The organism is Arcicella sp. GW822-FHT02H01 (assembly GCF_058802005.1).
The window spans coordinates 58,848-77,572 of the sequence record NZ_JBXANT010000001.1 but is presented as its reverse complement, the minus strand read 5'-3'; the positions used below and the strand labels follow the sequence as shown (position 1 = coordinate 77,572).

General features: G+C 36.6%; 10 protein-coding genes. 8 read left to right on the top strand and 2 right to left on the bottom strand.

Annotated features, from left to right (window positions below; all coding sequences use genetic code 11):
• Positions 1 to 7: 7 nt before the first annotated feature.
• Entirely contained in the window at positions 8 to 2,959 is a 2,952-nt protein-coding gene (locus tag AC1RNE_RS00295) for an FAD-binding and (Fe-S)-binding domain-containing protein (RefSeq protein ID WP_492799066.1), read from the bottom strand.
• Positions 2,960 to 3,148: 189 nt separating this feature from the next.
• Here AC1RNE_RS00295 and AC1RNE_RS00290 point away from each other — a divergent pair, with 189 nt between their 5' ends.
• Together AC1RNE_RS00290 and AC1RNE_RS00285 are read left to right on the top strand one after the other, a co-directional pair.
• The gene (locus AC1RNE_RS00290; protein ID WP_492799065.1) at positions 3,149 to 4,390 is read left to right on the top strand and encodes an ABC transporter permease; all 1,242 of its coding nucleotides are present in this window, start codon (positions 3,149 to 3,151) and stop codon (positions 4,388 to 4,390) included.
• 84 nt (positions 4,391 to 4,474) lie between these two features.
• On the top strand, positions 4,475 to 4,900 hold the full coding sequence (locus AC1RNE_RS00285; protein WP_492799064.1) for a DUF8785 domain-containing protein: 426 nt from the start codon (positions 4,475 to 4,477) through the stop codon (positions 4,898 to 4,900).
• 40 nt (positions 4,901 to 4,940) lie between these two features.
• On the opposite strand, the gene mdh is transcribed toward AC1RNE_RS00285, so the two are convergent.
• Positions 4,941 to 5,879 carry a malate dehydrogenase gene (gene mdh, locus AC1RNE_RS00280; protein WP_492799063.1) on the bottom strand — a complete coding sequence of 313 codons (939 nt, stop codon included), beginning with the start codon at positions 5,877 to 5,879 and terminating at the stop codon, positions 4,941 to 4,943.
• Positions 5,880 to 6,071: 192 nt separating this feature from the next.
• Between mdh and AC1RNE_RS00275 the strand changes: the two genes are divergently transcribed.
• The 6 genes from AC1RNE_RS00275 to sov all read left to right on the top strand — a co-directional run bounded on the left by AC1RNE_RS00275 (position 6,072) and on the right by sov (position 18,638).
• Positions 6,072 to 6,509: a YkvA family protein gene (locus AC1RNE_RS00275; RefSeq protein ID WP_492799062.1), complete on the top strand. Its 438-nt coding sequence runs from the start codon at positions 6,072 to 6,074 to the stop codon at positions 6,507 to 6,509.
• Positions 6,510 to 6,615: 106 nt separating this feature from the next.
• The gene (locus AC1RNE_RS00270) at positions 6,616 to 6,819 is read left to right on the top strand and encodes a Sec-independent protein translocase subunit TatA/TatB (RefSeq protein WP_492799061.1); all 204 of its coding nucleotides are present in this window, start codon (positions 6,616 to 6,618) and stop codon (positions 6,817 to 6,819) included.
• 284 nt (positions 6,820 to 7,103) lie between these two features.
• The gene (gatA, locus tag AC1RNE_RS00265) at positions 7,104 to 8,522 is read left to right on the top strand and encodes an Asp-tRNA(Asn)/Glu-tRNA(Gln) amidotransferase subunit GatA (protein ID WP_492799060.1); all 1,419 of its coding nucleotides are present in this window, start codon (positions 7,104 to 7,106) and stop codon (positions 8,520 to 8,522) included.
• A 287-nt stretch (positions 8,523 to 8,809) separates the two neighbouring features.
• Complete coding sequence (locus AC1RNE_RS00260) at positions 8,810 to 10,357, top strand: lytic transglycosylase domain-containing protein (RefSeq protein ID WP_492799059.1); 1,548 nt, start codon at positions 8,810 to 8,812, stop codon at positions 10,355 to 10,357.
• A 156-nt stretch (positions 10,358 to 10,513) separates the two neighbouring features.
• A complete protein-coding gene (gene ruvA / locus AC1RNE_RS00255) occupies positions 10,514 to 11,107 on the top strand; it encodes a Holliday junction branch migration protein RuvA (RefSeq protein WP_323249965.1) in 594 nt (197 codons plus the stop codon).
• Between the two features lie 247 nt (positions 11,108 to 11,354).
• On the top strand, positions 11,355 to 18,638 hold the full coding sequence (sov, locus tag AC1RNE_RS00250) for a T9SS outer membrane translocon Sov/SprA (protein ID WP_492799058.1): 7,284 nt from the start codon (positions 11,355 to 11,357) through the stop codon (positions 18,636 to 18,638).
• Positions 18,639 to 18,725: the final 87 nt, after the last annotated feature.

The window sequence follows — 18,725 nt, the reverse complement described above, 5'->3', positions numbered from 1 at the left end:
TCAATGCTTAAACCAACGCCTCCCACAGAATCTCAACTGGATGTTGGGCTATTCTACCTGTTCCATCTTTTATCTGATGACGACAGCTTGTGCCAGGTGCAGCAATGATAACATCATCCGCTTGTTTTCTGATGGTTGGGAAAAGCACTAACTCTCCTACTTTCATGGAAACTTTATAGTGTTCCTCCTCATATCCAAAAGAACCTGCCATCCCACAACATCCCGAGGGAATTAATTGTACTTCATAGTTTTCAGGCAGTGATAACATCTTTTTAGTAGCAACTAACGATGACAACGCCTTTTGGTGACAATGCCCATGTAATTTAATAAGTCTTTTTTCATTCGTAAACAGCGATTTACTCAATACTTTTTTATCAATTTCATGTGCGAGGAATTCATCAATTAAAAAGGCATTTTTGGCTATTCTTTCTGCATCTGCCAACAATTCAGCAGGCACTAATTCAAGGTATTCATCCCGTAATGTAAGAATAGCAGATGGCTCAATGCCTAAAATGGGTGTGTTTTCATCAATAATACCCGAAAGTGTTTTTACATTTTGAATGGCTATTTGTTTAGCTTCTTTCACTAATCCTTTTGACAGATATGTCCTGCCACTTTCCAGATGTTCGGGAAGAATTACTTCATAACCCAATTTTGTCAGTAATGATATGGCTTTTTTGCCAATTTCAACATCATTGTAATTTGTAAATTCGTCACAAAACAGATAGACTTTTTTAGTGGTGCCTGAAATATTCTGTGGTTTTCTTTTTTTATCCCAAGCCCTCAAAGTTGTTTTCCCTAAGGTAGGAATAGACCTCTCTTGAGCAAAACCTAATACTCTTTTGGTAATATTAGCGGTGAATGGGGTTTGAATAATAAAATTATACAATGATGGAAAAATTGAAGCCATCGCTTGCGACTTGGTGAAATTCCCAATCATTTTTGTACGGAAAGGCACACCATGTTCATCATAATAATGTTGTAGAAATTCAGCCTTCATCTTACCGACATCTACTTTGGATGGACATTCAGATTTACAACCTTTACACGACAAACACAAATCCATTACTTCTTTCACCTCTTGGTGGTCGAAACGATTTTCTTTTTCTGAATTCGTTAAAAACTGACGCAAAATATTGGCTCTGGCACGCGTGGTATCTTTTTCCATGCGAGTAGCCATATAACTAGGACACATCGTTCCACCTGTTACTTCAGTCTTCCTACAGTCTCCCGAACCCGAACATTTTTCTGCTAAACGAAGGATTCCTTCTTGGTTAGAGAAATCAAAATAGGTTTCAATCGTTGGGTTCTGCTTTCCTGCTTCATACCGCAAGAATTCGTTCATCGGAGGGGTATTCACAATTTTGTTAGCATTGAAAATACTTTTAGGATCAAAAAGTGTTTTTACTTCCTTTAATAAAGTAAATACCTCTTTGCCCAACACACTTTCAATGAACTCCCCTCTCAATCGTCCGTCGCCATGCTCGCCACTTAATGAGCCATTGTATTTTTTCACTAATTCAGCCGTTTCTTTCAGTACTGTTCTGAATAAGACTTTGCCTTCCTGCGTTTTTAAATTAATCATTGGCTCAACGTGCAATTCCCCAGCACCTGCATGTGCATAATAAGATGCATTGATTTGATGTTTTTTCAAAAGGTCTTGCAAATCGCCAATGTATGCTGGTAAGTCTTCTGGCGCAACGGCACAATCTTCAATTAAATTAACAGGTTGAATATCACCTTTTAGGTTCCTGATTAATCCTAACCCTGCTTTTCGTACATCCCAAGCAGGAATAGTATTAACCCCTTTTACGATAGGATAGGCATAACCTACATTTGCTTTTATTAAGTCTTCAATAAGGGCAGAAGTTTTTAGGTTCAAAGCGTCATCGCTTTCTTCCATAAACTCCACCATCAAAATAGCCGCAGGGTCGCCTTCAATAAAAAAGCGGTTCTTTTCATACAAATGATGCCCTTTGGTGAAATCTAAAATATACTTATCAACCAATTCAGAAGCCATTGGTCGATGTTCGAGCGCAACTAAATTTGCCTGTAAAGAATCTTGAATAGAACTACAATGGATACAAACCAAAGCCGTTTCTTGTGGAGGCAAAGGCAGTAAATTCAGTTTGGCTTCTGTGACAAAAGCGAGGGTTCCTTCTGAACCCGCCAATAATTTGCAGAAATTAAAAGATTGCTTATTACCTTCTAAAAACATTTCGCTTTCCATCAACATATCCAAGGCATAGCCTGTATTTCTGCGTTTTAAGGTTTTCTTTGGATACGCTTTTTCTATCGCTTCCTGATTAAATGGGTTATTCAGGGTACGGAATATTTCTCCATACAATTTACCTTCTAAAGTATTGGTCTGTACTTTCTGAAAAAAATCAGCTTTGGTCAACTCTCCAAATTCTACTTCTGAACCATTGCTCAATAATACTTTGGCTGAAATTAGGTGGTCACGGGTTGTTCCCCAGACGATAGAGTGTAAACCGCATGAGTTGTTACCAATCATTCCTCCAATCATTGCTCTGTTAGAGGTAGATGTTTCTGGACCAAAAAGTAATCCATAAGACTTTAAAATTACGTTTAAGTCATCTCTGATTACCCCAGGCTGAACTCTCACCCAACGTTCTTCTTGATTGATTTCCAATACATTGGTGAAATATTTTGAAATATCCACAACAATACCTTTTCCTACTACTTGCCCAGCTAAAGAAGTACCCGCCGAACGAGGTATCAATGTAACATTAAATTCGTTGGCAAGCTTAATTAACGCTTTAATATCTGCTACATTTTTAGGAATGGCCACTGCTAAGGGTTTTTCCTGATACACTGAAGCGTCTGTAGAATATAGTATTTTTTGAGCATTGTGTAGCGATGAGTTATCAAAATAAAGTTCGCCAGAAAAGCTTTCTTGAAAATACTTAAAATCTGAAATGGTAATTTTAGAAGACATATCTTTTATTGGTAATTTGGATGTAAAATTAAGGCATTCAAAAACTATTAAAGGTATTGATAAAAACTTTTTTCCAGTCTTACCCACATTTTACCATTCAACCTATTAATAAACTCCATTTGTCATTTCATAGTTGTTTGTCAAAATTTGTAGTTTTAAATTTATCTTGTTAAATATTAATCTCATTGTATGAAATTCCTCAGACAACTACTTGAAAGCTTACGTTTCGCATGGCAAGCCCTACGATCTAATTTATTACGAACCGTTTTATCACTCTTGGGTGTAACGATTGGTATTTTTTCGATTGTTGCCGTTTTTACCTTTGTTGATTCTATGAACATGGGTATTCGCGAACAAATCGATTCATTCGGTAAAGGTGTGGTTTACGTGGGCAAATGGCCTTGGGTAATGAGTAACAACTATCCTTGGTGGAAATACATCAATCGCCCGAGTATGAAATACAACGAGTTTAAATATTTATCTGATAACCTCGAAAATTCTCAGGCTGTCTCTATTATGGATGGCAGAAGAACTACCTTGAAAAATGCTAACAATAGCATGGAAACTAATTTAGCAGGGGTTAGTCAAGATTATAATAAAATCTCGGATGTACCTGTTGAAACGGGAAGGTATTTCTTAAATAATGAAACCGACAATTCTGCCTTTGTAGTGATTTTAGGAGCGAAAGTTAAAGAAGCTCTTTTCCCCGACCGCGGTGATGTGATTGGTGAAACGATTAAAATTAATGGCATTAAATTCAAAGTTATCGCCATTATGAAGAAAAAAGGAGAAGATTTAATTAGTTTGGGGGGGTCGCCAGATGAACGAGCGTTTATTCCTTATACTACTTATGCTAGTCTTTTCCAACAAGACCAACCCGAACCTGATATTGCAGTAAAGGCTTATGATTGGGATAAAGGTCAAGAAACCTTGGAAGGCGAAGTAACAGGACTTATGCGAAGCAGAAGAGGACTAAAACCCACGCAAGACAATAATTTTTCTATCAATCGACTAGACGGTGCCGTAAAATTCTTTGAATCAATATTTGCCAGTATGAATGTTGGTGGGGGAATTATCGCTCTTTTCTCTTTATTAGTGGGGGGCTTTGGTATTGCTAATATCATGTTTGTATCTGTCAAAGAACGTACTAATATTATTGGTATTCAAAAATCATTGGGTGCTAAAAATTACTTTATCCTATTTCAGTTTCTATTTGAAGCTGTATTTTTAAGTTTGATTGGTGGTGCAGTGGGTATATTTTTTGTTTGGCTGATGTCTAACATCAATTTTGGTTCGCTAAAACTAGTGCTTACTTTTGGCAATATCATGTTTGGTTTATTAACATCTACCTTTATTGGTATATTATCAGGTATTGTGCCTGCTTGGGTAGCTGCCCGACTAGACCCTGTGATTGCTATTCGTTCAAAATAATAATAACATATATTAAAAATGAAAGAATTGAATATCTTTGTGTGTATTCAATTCTTTTTTTTATACATCTAAACACGTTTTATTATGGCATTCAACGAACGAATGAATTCAGCAAAACAGGCAACGATGGTTTTCTTTAGAAGACTATTCATTGGCGTATTAACGCTTGCTGTGGTTGTACTAATGTTTAGTTTTTTATTGACGAGAGTTGCTTATTCTGAAGGTGAAAGAGCAGGAGTTATTTCAAAGTTTTCTAAGAAAGGAGTCGTTTTCAAGACTTACGAAGGAGAACTCAATGAAGGAGCTCAAGGGCAAATGGGCAATATGGTCAATAGACTATGGGCATTTACAGTAGATGCTGACGACCCAACAATTATTAAAAAATTAGAAGATGCGATGCTGACTGGCAGAAGAATCCGTGTACATTATGAACAACGGTATATGAAGTTTTCGTGGATGGGTGATACAGAATATTTTGTTGACAAAGTAGATGAAGCACCCTTGAAATAAATAGTGAATAGCTTTAAAGCTATTCACTATTTATAGTAAACTACAAATCTAACGTAGATAATACGTTATTCATATTACGAACAGCATCTGCTGATTTAGCAAACAAAGCTTGTTCTGCATCATTTAATTTATAATCAAGGATTTTCTCCCATCCTGTTTTTCCTAATACTACTGGAACGCCCAGACAAATATCTGATTGTCCGTATTCTCCTTCTAAGAAAACAGAACAAGGAATTACACGTTTTTCATCACGAATGATTGATTCAACCACTGATAAACTTGCAGCACCTGGTGCATACCAAGCCGAAGTGCCTAATAAGCCTGTTAGTGTAGCACCACCAACCATCGTATCAGCAGCGACTTTGTTCAACGTAGCTTCGTCTAAATAATCAGCAACAGGTGTTCCGTTCCACGTAGCTAAACGCGTAAGTGGAATCATTGTAGTATCACCATGTCCACCAATTACTGAACCATGTAAATCGTTTGGTGATACATTCATCGCCAAAGATAAATAGCATTTAAAACGTGCAGAATCTAGCGCTCCACCCATACCGATAATACGGTTTTTAGGTAAGCCCGAAGCTTTTAATGCCAAGTAAGTCATCGTATCCATCGGATTAGATACAATCACAAAAATAGCCTCAGGAGAATACTTAAGGATATTATCAACTACTGATTTTACAATACCTGCATTTACTCCTATTAGTTCTTCACGAGTCATCCCTGGCTTGCGTGGAAGTCCCGAAGTAATCACAACGACATCAGAATTAGCCGTTTTAGAATAATCGTTAGTAACACCCGTTAGTTTAGTATCCCACCCTAAGATTGCAGCAGTTTGAAACATATCTAGGGCTTTACCTTCAGCAAAGCCTTCCTTAATGTCAAGCAATACTACTTCCGATGCTAATTCTTTACGGGCAATGTTATCAGCAGTGGTTGCTCCCACCGCTCCTGCACCTACGACAGTTATTTTTGACATAATCGATTGTAAATTAATTGTTTTAGTAAATACGTTTATAATCTAACGCAAATGTAACCCATTTGCTTATTCACTAACGGTTTATTAAGTATTTTTTGTAGAATTCTTAGTAAAAGTTTGGTAAATTGTATATTTGCTACGTTATATAGATATGTTCATTCATCGAATCATCAAAATTTAATATCATAAAATATGAATAATGAAGACTTAGTAGGCAGAGTTTTGAAATCGACATTCTTTAGAGCTGCTACGAAAAAGGCTGGGAAATACGCTGGGACTGGTTTGGCTGTCCTAGAATTATTAAGAGAAGCACTCATCAAAGCCAGAGATATTGCTAGTAAAGAAAATAAAGGCGTAGGACAAGTACTTGCAGAGCGCATTACAACGTTAAGTAGAATGGTAAAAGCTTATGCTACGGGCCAATACAGAATCATCCCGTGGGCAAGTATCCTAAAAATTATTGCTAGCTTAATTTATTTTATCTCTCCGTTCGACTTAATCCCAGACTTTCTACCTTTTATAGGGTTATCTGATGATTTGGCTTTAGTGATGTGGTTATTTAACTCTTTGAAAGAAGATGTAGATAATTTTATTGCATGGGAAAAAGGAGAATTATTACCACAGAAATAGGTTTGCAAGGCTCTGTATGCTTTTGTAGAGAAAGAAAAACTAAATGGTAAAAACTAAAATCTAAAATCATTGCTTATCTTTACGCAAATATTTAATAACTAAGGACATGGAACTTACTTCAATTTATCTAATTTTCAACATGGGCGGTCCAGAATTAATTTTGGTGGGTTTAGCAGTGTTGTTATTTTTCGGCGGTAAAAAATTACCAGAATTAATGAAAGGCTTGGGAAAAGGCATCAAAGAATTCAAAGAAGCACAAAAGGACGTAACTGACCAAATTACAAAAGGCTTAGAAGACGATACAAAATAGTATTAAAGGATTTTAGCAAGAGCATAGTTGAGGTGATTTTATTATCTCAGCTATGCTTTTGTTTTGTTAATAGATAGGTTTCAATCATAAAACCATCTAATTAAGTTCAATAGCAAGTAACAAGGGTTTCAAACAAGTAGTAAATTATAAACAACTGACGTTAGCATTCCGATTAAATCACTGAAAAACAGCTTTTTAACCACAAACATGGTAGTAAATAATTCATTACTCAACATTCACAACTCTTAACCACGCTATTGTAATTACACTAAATTAAATCATTCATGAAAGTATATTCAACCTTAAAAGATATCCAAGCAGACCTTTACGCAGGTAGTATTACCTGTAGACAGTTAGTAGAGTTCTATTTGAAAAATATTGAGGAGAAGAACAACACATTAAATGCTTTTTTATCTGTTTTTGACCAAGAAGCCTTGGAAAAAGCAGACCAAATTGATGCCAAAATTAAAGCAGGGACAGCCAAGAAATTAGCAGGAATGGTTTTGGGTATCAAAGATTTACTTTGCTATAAAGATCATACGTCACAAGCAGGTAGTAAGATTTTAGATGGATTTGAATCCCAGTTTACAGCTACTGCTGTTCAAAGAGTGATAGATGAAGATGCCATTATCATAGGAAGACAGAATTGTGATGAGTTTGGGATGGGTTCTACCAACGAAAACTCTGCTTTTGGTCCATGTTTAAATGCAGTCGGCGAAAACCGAGTGGCGGGTGGTTCATCAGGAGGTTCGGCAGTAGCCGTGCAAGCAGATATGTGTTTGGCTTCGTTAGGAACAGATACGGGTGGCTCGGTTAGAATGCCAGCAGGGTTTTGTGGATTGGTGGGTTTAAAACCTACTTATACAAGGGTTTCTCGTTGGGGATTAATTGCCTATGCTTCTTCATTCGATTGTATTGGTCCGATTACAAAATCAGTGGAAGATGCTGCCATCTTATTAGAAGTAATAGCGGGGAAAGATGAACAAGATAGTACAGTTTCAAACGAAGAGGTTGTACCTTATTCTACCTTTCAAACTGAGAAAAAAACGTATAAAGTTGGCTATTTGAAAGAAGCAGTAGAAAGCGAGGGCTTACAGCCAGAAGTAAAAGCAGCGACGTTAGCCAAATTAGATTATTTAAAAGCAAAAGGCTATCAAGTGGAGGCGGTAGAATTTCCCTTGATTAAATATTTTTTGCCCACTTATTATACATTAACAACTGCCGAAGCTAGCTCAAACCTATCAAGATTTGATGGTGTTCGTTACGGACATAGAAGTCCTGAAGCAGTAGACTTAATGTCGCTTTACAAAAAATCAAGATTTGAAGGTTTTGGTAAAGAGGTTCGTAAAAGAATTATGCTGGGTACTTTTGTATTGAGTGCAAGTTATTATGATGCGTACTATACAAAAGCACAAAAAATAAGAAGATTAATTAAAGAATATACAGATAATTTATTGACTGAATATGACTTTTTAATTTGCCCTACTACGCCAACAACGGCCTATAAATTAGGAGAAAAAACAGCCGACCCTATCCAAATGTATCTGGGTGATTTGTTTACTGTACAAGCAAATGTGGTTGGTTTACCTGCTATTTCTATTCCTAACGGAGTAGATAACGAGGGTATGCCAATAGGGTTTCAGATTATGGCTGGGGCTTTTGAAGAAGCAGAATTATTAGCTTTTGCCAAGGAAATAGCATAAGATATTTATTCTTTTTAATATTATCACAAAAAAAGTATCGCTTACAAACCTTTACAAATAAGGATAGGCGATACATTTTTTTTTGCTAAAATTGAGTCCTCTAAGTAGCTTTGTAGTGATAAGAATGTTTTTCTCACAACAAAGAACATTGCCTAATTCTTATAATATGTCAACACCTTCTTTTATAAACACAATAAATCATTCGTTTTTTTAGTTTAAAACATTTAGCTTTGTAATTGTATTTTTTTGTGTTAACCCTTAATTAAAGATAGACCAATCCTTACTGTATGACACTCGCCACTTTTAGAACATTATGTATCGGTTGTTTACTTTCAGTAAGCACATTTACAAATGCCCAAATAACAGCAGGTCCAGACCAGCAAACTGTTACAACTGATACCGCTACGGTAACAATCCAACAAATTACAGCCCCAGAGCCTACGTGGCTTATCGACCCTAAAATGGTTGAACCTAGGCTAAAAGCTTTAGAAAAAGAAATTCCTCTTACATATAATTCTGTAACCCACCAATTTGTCGAATACTTTGCCTACCGCAAACCTTCATTCACAAAAACTATGCTTGAAAGAAATGGGGTATTTTTTCCTCTTTATGAGAAATACTTGAAAAAGTATGGTCTCCCAGATGAGTTAAAATATCTTTCATTGATTGAATCAGGCTTGAACCCTAAGGTTATTTCCAGAGCAGGTGCTGGTGGTCTTTGGCAATTTATGCCTAAAACAGCTCGATTGGACTTTGGTTTAAAAATGGATGAGTATGTTGACGAGCGTTTTGACCCAGAAAAAGCTACTGAGGCTGCTTGTAAGTATATGCGTCAGCTTTATAATATTTTTGGTGATTGGCATTTGGTATTAGCTGCCTACAATACGGGTCCAGGCAATGTGCGTAGAGCTATTCGTAAATGTGGTGGTGGACAAACATTTTGGGCTATCTACAATTGCTTACCGCGCGAAACTAGGGCGTATGTTCCCCAATATATTGGTATTCTTTATATGATGCACCATGCAGATTCGCATGACATTTATGCTGAAAATATTGAAACGGCTACTCCTCATGATACTATTCTCGTTAATTCGTATATCGATTTAGATAAATTAGCAACACTTAGTAACATTTCTTTAGAGCAAATTCAAAAAATGAATCCTCAGATTTTGACGCATATTTTGCCTGCTCGTACACGTAATTTCCAGCTACGATTGCCTAAAGAAGAAATGGCATTTTTCAGAGAAAACCGTAAATCAATCCTTGATTCTGCTACTAAAATGCCTTCATCACTTATTGAGAAAGCAATGCAAAATCCTGGGGTAGTGTTGGCTAGTACCACTAAAACCGAAGATACCACTAATACTTTCCAACAAACGTTGGCATCTATTCCTACTGAAAACAGAACGGTATTTACCAGACAGGAAATCGTAGAGGATGACATGGAAGATGTGGTAATTAATAAAAAGCCGAAGAAAGTTACTTATACTGTTAAGAAAAAAGATAATCTAACCCAAATAGCAGATCATTTTAACGTAGATGTGTATGACCTTAAGCACTGGAACCATCTTGACAACTCAACGATTCAGCCAGGGCAGAAATTGACTATCTTCAAAGAGTCTGCGGTTTCGAGTACGGTAAAGTATGCTCGTACAAGTACAAAAGAGAAAGAGAGTGTAAACAAAGGCAAAGTGCGTTTTCATAATGTACAAGACGGCGACACCCTTTGGAATATATCACAACGTTACGGAGGAATTTCAATTGATAAATTGAAAAAATTGAATGGAATCAAAAGTAATGTTGTAAAAGCAGGTATGAAACTAAGAGTTTCTTAGTAATTTAAAAATACCAAGATATTTAAAAGTCCGCATGACATTTGAGTTATGCGGACTTTTGCGTATTTTTGAAGTTATCAATTCCTTCATTTATGAATTGATTGAAGTATAGCAAAATTGCTTGCTTTGGCTTTTTACAATAATTCAATATATTAGATGATCGCCTACATTGACGGTAAATTAACATACAAAGACCCTGCTTACGTTATAATTGATGTAAACGGAGTTGGCTATGAAATTAAAATTTCGCTTCAAACCTATGGTGCCTTACAAGATGGCACAGAGCGTTGTAAACTATTCACCTATTTAAATATCCGAGAAGATGCCCACATTCTATATGGCTTTAAAGACCCTGAAGAAAAAATACTTTTCCTTGATTTATTAAGTGTATCAGGTATTGGTCCAAATACTGCTTTGGTCATGCTTTCTTCGATGTCGTCAGCCGAAATTCGCCATGCGTTAATTAACGAAGACGTTAAGACCATTCAAAGTATTAAAGGAATTGGTGCAAAAACAGCTCAAAGAGCCATTATCGAATTAAAGGATAAACTCAGAAAAGAGCAAATGTTAGGAACTGCTTCGCCTTCTATTTTCCCAACACAAAACAACAAAGTAAGGAACGAAGCTTTGGCTGCTTTGGTTACCTTAGGGATTCCTAAAAATGTTGCTGAAAAGAGTATCGATGTTATCTTGAAAAAAGAAGGAACAGATATTACGGTAGAGCAATTAATCAAAATGGCCTTACGATAGTCATTGAAGATTCGCTACAAACACTCAATACTTCAAAAATTAATCACATTAAGAAATATTGAGGGGCTATTTCTCGTTTGAAGTTCAGCAAGATGCTTTTATTTCTTTACCATAAAAATACTTGCTAAACTTACCTATTAAAAAATTAATACTATTTTAAGTACATTTCGTAAAAAATCTGGTTTTACTGACCTGTTTTTCACGAATTGTTCTTAAAAATGCCACGTCAATTAAAATACCTTATTTTTTGAACATCAAGCTACTAACTGTGCAACGAAAAAAGTTTTACTTACTTTCTGGAGGGTTAATTTTGTCAGTTTTTGCTTCTCTTGCATGGGTTTCACCAATGCATGGTACCGCCTATTATCTGACCAAAAAAAATCCAAAAGGCATTCTTTCTTCTTACCTAGCTGATACCCTAAAAAAATCTGGGAGGCGCCCTCGTTTCAAATTAAAAGACCGTTACGCAAATCGCTTTACAGGAAAAACAGCAAGCTCACCCTTTATTCCGAAAGACTCCAAAGATTTAAATACTGAATTTAGGCTAGATTCATCAGGTAAAATTTCTGTTTATGAAAAGCTAAAAAGTCTTCCTGATAATACCCAATATCGCCCTGCCGAGCAGATTAGCATAAAGGATTATTCTAGATTACAAGAGGATAGGTTTATGCGAGACTACTGGCGAAAGTATGCGGCTTCGCAAGATGGGAAGGATGATACCAAAGGACGAGGCTTATTACCAAAAATAGAACTCCCTCCTGCTATCGACCGTATTTTTGGGGGAGCCCAAGTGGATTTCAAGCCAAACGGAAATGTTTTATTAGACATAGGTTACATTGGTCAATTTATCGATAATCCAGCCATTCCTGTCCAGCAACGATACATTGGCAACTTAAATTTCACAGAACAAGCACAAGTAAACTTTCAGGGAAAAATAGGTGATAAATTAAATATTAATACCAATTTTGATACAAAGGCAAGTTTCAATTTTCAAAATCAACTAAAGTTAAATTGGCGAACGAATGAAGAAGACATTTTACAAAACATTGAAGTAGGTAATACATCGTGGCAATTAAATAGTCAACTCATTCCAGGCGTTCAAAACCTATTCGGATTAAAAACGTTAATGCGTTTTGGTAATTTGGATGTTACTACTGTTTTGGCGCAACAACGTTCAAAACAAGACTGTATCACCCTAAGAGGAGGAAGTCAAGGAAAAAACTTTGAAATCAAAGCGAGTGCTTATGATGAAAACAGGCACTTTTTCTTATCTACTTTCTTTAGGAATAATTATGAACGTTCACTTAAAAACCTCCCAATTATTACGTCGGGGGTTACTATTACACGAGTAGAAGTATACGTAACCAACAGAACTCAAAGTCCTGAAACACTCCGAAATTTAGTAGCGTTTTCAGATTTGGGAGAAGCTACTCCTTATAATAAAACAAGTAAACATATTCAGCCTTTTAATGGAAGCACACAAACGCCCGTTGATAATGCCAACAATGGACTTTATGCAGCAGCCAGAGCAGATGCGGAAGTAAGAAAGGCTGACCAAGCTACTTTTAGGTTACAAAGCGAATTTGGATTGACAAAAGGCCCAGACTTTGACTTACTTCGTGGAGCGAAACGCTTATCGGACAGAGAATTCAAGTTCAGTCCAGAGCTAGGTTATATTTCGTTAATTACGCCTCTTCGTAATGACGAAGTATTGGCAGTTTCATACGAATATACGTTGAACGGACAAAGACACCAAGTGGGAGAACTTACTGAGGATTACCAAGACCAAGCAGACGATAAAGTATTGATTTTAAAAATGTTAAAATCATCTACTGTGCGTAACAATCTGGAACATCCGATGTGGGATTTGATGATGAAAAATATTTATTCATTGAATACTCAGCAATTGGCAAAACAGGCGTTTCAACTAAGAGTAGTTTATAAAGATGACCAAACAGGCGTTGATAATCCGAATTTACAAGAAGGTAGAAAACTAAAAGATATTCCATTAATCAGGGTTTTGGGACTAGACAAACTAAACCAAAACGGTGATGCTCAAGTGGATGGAAATTTTGACTTTGTAGAAGGTGTAACCATTGACAGTAAAAATGCAAAAGTAATATTTCCAGTATTAGAACCTTTTGGCTCAACTTTACAAAAACAGTTTGATGTAGACGAGGTTCAGTTGGTCGATAAATACGTTTTTGATCGTTTATATAGAAGCACCCAAACCGATGCAGCACAATTGACCAGTAAGGATAAGTTTTTCTTAAAAGGAAGTTATCAATCTGCTGGTGGAGGGGATGTCTCTTTACCCATTGGTGTAGATGCCAAGTCGGTACAAGTATCAGCGGGTGGCGTGCCACTAGCAGCTGGAACAGACTATATTGTTGAACCGCAATCTGGCAGAGTAAGGATATTAAATGTAGGCGTTTCGAATTCAGGGCGAGAAATCAAAATCTGCTACGAAAAACCTGATTTGTTTAATAATCAAATCAGAACATTGCTAGGTGCACACTTGGATTATACCGTTGGACAAAACTTCCACTTGGGAGCTACTGTTCAGCACATGAAAGAGAGTCCTCCTAACTTCTTAACAAGGGTACAAATCGGGAACGAACCAGTTAATAATACCATTTTTGGTTTTGATGCAGCGATTCAACGTCCTTCAAAATTCTTAACGAAACTGATTGATGCCTTGCCTTTAATTTCTACCAAAGAAACATCTGGTATTGACTTCCAAGGTGAATTTGCACAACTTATTCCGTCTGTTAACAAAGATGTTCAAGGCAATGCTTTTATTGATGATTTTGAGGTAGCTAGAAATGTATTCAGCCTAAGTAACCAAGCAACAGCTTGGAAACCAGGCGCTACTCCTCTGATGTTTCCTCAAGGCTCGCCAAACAGCTTAGAGAGTGGTTTCCGAAGAGCCAAAATTTCAACTTATATTGCCGACTTTAGTTTATATGGAAACAATGGTTCAAATATCAATGTACCAGGCGTAAATTCAGAGGAATCTAATAAATATGCCTATGAAAGAGCTGTATCAATTACAAGTTTATTCCCTAATCGTCAGTTAGCGAACAACATCACAGGTATTCCATTAAGCGTATTAGATGTTTCTTATTTCCCTGCTGAAAGAGGGGTTTATAACTTCTCGACTAATCTGAACGACAGAGGTTTATTAAACAATCCAACACAAAATTTTGGCGCAATTACTCGTGCAATTACATCAGACACAGACTTTGATAATGCCAATATTGAAACCCTTGAATTTTGGATGATGAATCCATTAGTAGAAGGCGAAACGGGCGTAGTAAGGGCTACGGGTGATGCAGATACTGACCGTCAGAATAGCCAAAGACGTAATCAAACAGGAGGAAAATTAATTTTCAACTTAGGGGATATTTCAGAAGATTTTATTCCAGATGGATTCTCAAACTTTGAAAATGGGATTCCAGCAGGTGAAAAGATTGTGACGGGTACTTCATCAAACGTTGAAAGAACCATTTGGGGTTTAGCACCTAAACAACAGTTTGTAACCAATGCTTTCTCCAATAATAGCGATAGAAGTTTACAAGATATTGGGTTAGACGGTCTTCCGAACAAAGCTTCTGCTTCAACAGATGAATTTGATGAACAACGTTTTTTCAGTACTTATTTGAATGACGTTCGTGGAAAAGTAACTGACCAAACTGCCTTATTAGAATTTGAGAATGACCCTGCAGGTGATGACTTTGTGCATTATTTAAATGAAAAATACAATAATACGTCAAGTCTAATTGTTCGCTATAAGAATTATATGGGGTTAGAGAACAACTCTCCTACTACAGCGGCAACAGCTAATACAAATTCTGGCTATACAGAGTCAAGTAATCAACAGCCCGACCGTGAGGATTTGAACAATGATAATACCGTAAACGATAACCAAGCTTATTACCAATACGAACTTGATATTAAACAAGAGAAAATGGTAGTAGGACAGAATTATATCGTTGATAAAATTACTGAAAATGGCGTTGATTGGTTTCTTTTCAGAATCCCTATCAAAGACTATACGAGTAAAGTAGGAAATGTGAATGGTTTTAAATCAATGAGATTTATCCGTACTTTCCTGACAGGCTGGGAACAGCCAGTGGTTTTTCGTTTTGCGGCCTTCCAGCTTTCTGGTTTTCAATACCGTAAATATACAGGTGAACTTACGCCTAGAGGTTTACAGGATGTTCCAGAGCCTTATGATGCTAACTTTAGAATTACCACTGTTAACATTGAAGAAAACGGTCCTGCCAACAAAGGAACGAATACGGTTCCGTATGTAGTTCCTCCAGGGTTTGTTCGTGACAGAGACATTACTACGATTAGTAATGCTCAATTAAACGAACAGTCATTGAGCATGTGTGTTGATGGTTTGAGAGACGGTGATTCAAGAGCAGGTTTCAAAAATACTTTATTTGATTTTATCAATTACAAAAACTTGAAGATGTTTGTCCACATGGACAGCCCCAATAATGATGTTGAAAATAATGTGTCTGCTTTCATCAGAATTGGTACAGACTTGACAGACAATTATTATGAAGTTGAAACGAAAGGATTAAAACAAACACATTATGCTACTTCAGTTACGTCTGAAGAAGTATGGAGAGAAGAAAATGAAATTGATATTCCTTTTGCTATTATCAAAAGTGTAAAAATAGAAAGAGATAGACTTGGGATTAGTTTGAATACTCCGTACCGTAAAGAAGTTTTGGGGAATAATGGACATACTTATTTTGTAACAGTTGTGGGTAGACCTGACCAAAGTGCCATCCTGACTACGATGATTGGTGTGCGAAATCCAAAATCAGCAGATGAACAGGCTAAAACTTTTTGTATCTGGGTGGATGAATTAAGGGCTTCTGGTTTTGACCAAACTTCAGGTCAAGCAGCTATTGGGAAGTTAGGATTGAAATTAGCAGATTTTGCCAACGTAACGATGAGCGGTTCGTTCAAAAATTATGGTTTTGGTGGCGTACAATCTAAAATTTCTGAACGTGCCAGAGAAACTACCATTGAATATGGTATTGCTGCAAACATTAATATTGATAAGCTTTTACCTGAAAAATGGGGCTTGAAAATTCCATTGTATGTAAGTTACGACAAAAGGAATATCAGCCCCACCTTTAACCCATTAGACCCAGATATTTTACTAGACAGTACGCTTGCTAGTATTACTGACCCAGCAGAACGAGAGCGGTATCGTAGGATGGTACAGGATAATTCTGAGCGAAAAGGATTAAACCTTACCAACATTAGAAAAATAAAAACCAACCCGACTGCCAAGTCGCATGCTTGGGATGTAGAGAACCTTACATTTACCTATGCTTTTGCAGAATTAAAAAGAAGTAATACGACGATTGATGAATATAGACAAACATCACATCGTGGTGGTGTTACTTACACCTTTACGGGTAATCCGAAGTCGATTGAGCCATTTAAGGGAATGAAAAGTAATCATCCTCTATTGCGTTGGGTGAAAGATTTTAACCTCTCTCCTTTACCAAACTCTGTTACAATCAGAGCAGATATGGATAGAAGTTTTATCAAAACACAATTGCGGAATGCCGAAATAACACAGACAGGAAGTAGCGGCATACCGACACTGACGACAGATGGAGTTGCACCACTTTTTGAGAAATATTGGTTATTCAACCGCTATTATAACTTGGGTTGGAATTTAACTAAAAACGTTACTGTCAATTACAATGCTACAGCCAATGCTATCATTGATGAGCCATATGGTGGCTTAGAAACGCAGAAAGATAGAGATTCAGTTGCGGCGAACTTAAGACGATTTGGTAGAACCAAAAACTACGACCAACAACTCAATACTGTTTGGAGATTACCTTTGAATAAATCGCCATTAACTGATTGGATGACTGCCGACTATAACCATCGATTTGGTTATACTTATGCTGCCAATTCGTATAATATTAAAGATTCTCTTGATGTGCCTTTTGGCAATATTATTAAAAACACCAGAAACCGAGGTATTACTGGTAAGATAGACTTGGTGGCACTGTATAACAGAATCAGGGCATTAAGAATAGCGAATCAGCCAAGGGTAGAACGTAAAAATATTGCCCGAAGCCCTGGTGACGATGAAGATATCATCAAGCCACAGGCAAATGTATTGAAAAGCATTACACGCTTATTGATGACTATCCGTGGTATTAACATCAATTACAATATTGATGAATCTACTACGCTTGCTGGTTTTATGCCAAATCCGGGTTTATTAGGAATGAACAATCAGAGTTCAGCTCCGGGAATAGGCTTTATTACAGGTAGCCAAGATGGCGATATTCGTTTTAGGGCAGCCGAAAATGGTTGGCTTACAAAAAGTACTGTTCAAAATGTGCCTTTTTTACAAACGAGGACACAGAATTTTACTTACAGAAGTGCGCTAGAACCTTTCAGAGATTTCAAAATACAGGTTGAAGGAAAATGGAGTAGGTCAGATAACTATCAAGAGTTCTTTAGACCTGCCACTGCTGGTGGAGAATTCCAAAGTCAAAGTCCAGTGCGTTCAGGAAATTACAGTATGTCGTTTTTATCATTCCTGACCACCTTTGATAGTAATTCACCTGATAATAATTCTGTAATTTTTAATCGATTCAGAAATTATCGTCAGACTATCTTGGACCGCCTCAATGGACAAAAACTAGGCACAGGAGAATACAATATCAATTCGCAGGATGTATTGATTCCAGCATTTTTTGCGGCATATAGCGGTGTTTCACCAAACAAAGTGAGCTTCTCTCCTTTTGTGAATTTGCCCCTTCCCAATTGGCGAGTTGACTACAATGGTTTAGCCAACATTGGTTGGTTCAAAAGAATGTTTTCTAATATTTCTATTACACATGCCTATACCTCCACTTATAGCGTAGGTAATTTTGTGTCATCATTAGAATATACAGACCCATTCCAGTTGAACTTGAATAATTTAATGTATCCACTTTCATCAAAAGTAAATCAAGATGGTACGCTGATTCCTGTATTTGTAATGAGTACGATAAAATTTGAAGAAAGATTTGCGCCATTTGTGGGCTTTAATGCCATTACGAAAAGCAAAATCTCCTTAAAAATAGAGTATAATCAAGATAGAAATGTAGGCTTGAACCTTGCTAATTCACAAGTAAATGAATTAACGAACAAAGATTTAACGGTTGGAATGGGCTTTACAAAAGCAAATATGCTTATTCCTTTCAGGGTGCAAGGCAGAAGAGTTCGCTTGCCTAATGATTTAAAGTTTAGTGCTAACCTGACCATCCGTGATACTAGAACGATACAAAGAAAATTGGATGCTGAAACGGTAGTAACTCAAGGATTTATGAATTTTCAATTCCGTCCACAAGCAAGTTATAATGTCAATAAAAGGCTTAGTGTGAATGTTTATTTTGATAAAATGTTTAATAATCCTTTTGTTTCAAACTCGTATTATCGTTCAACGATAGCGGCAGGTTTCCAAGTAAGATTTAGTTTATCAGAATAAATCATCAATAGTTTGCTTGAGAAGCTTTTTGAACTTTACTAATTTTAATTTAACTTGCGACCCAATTCAAAAATCAACAAAACCAAC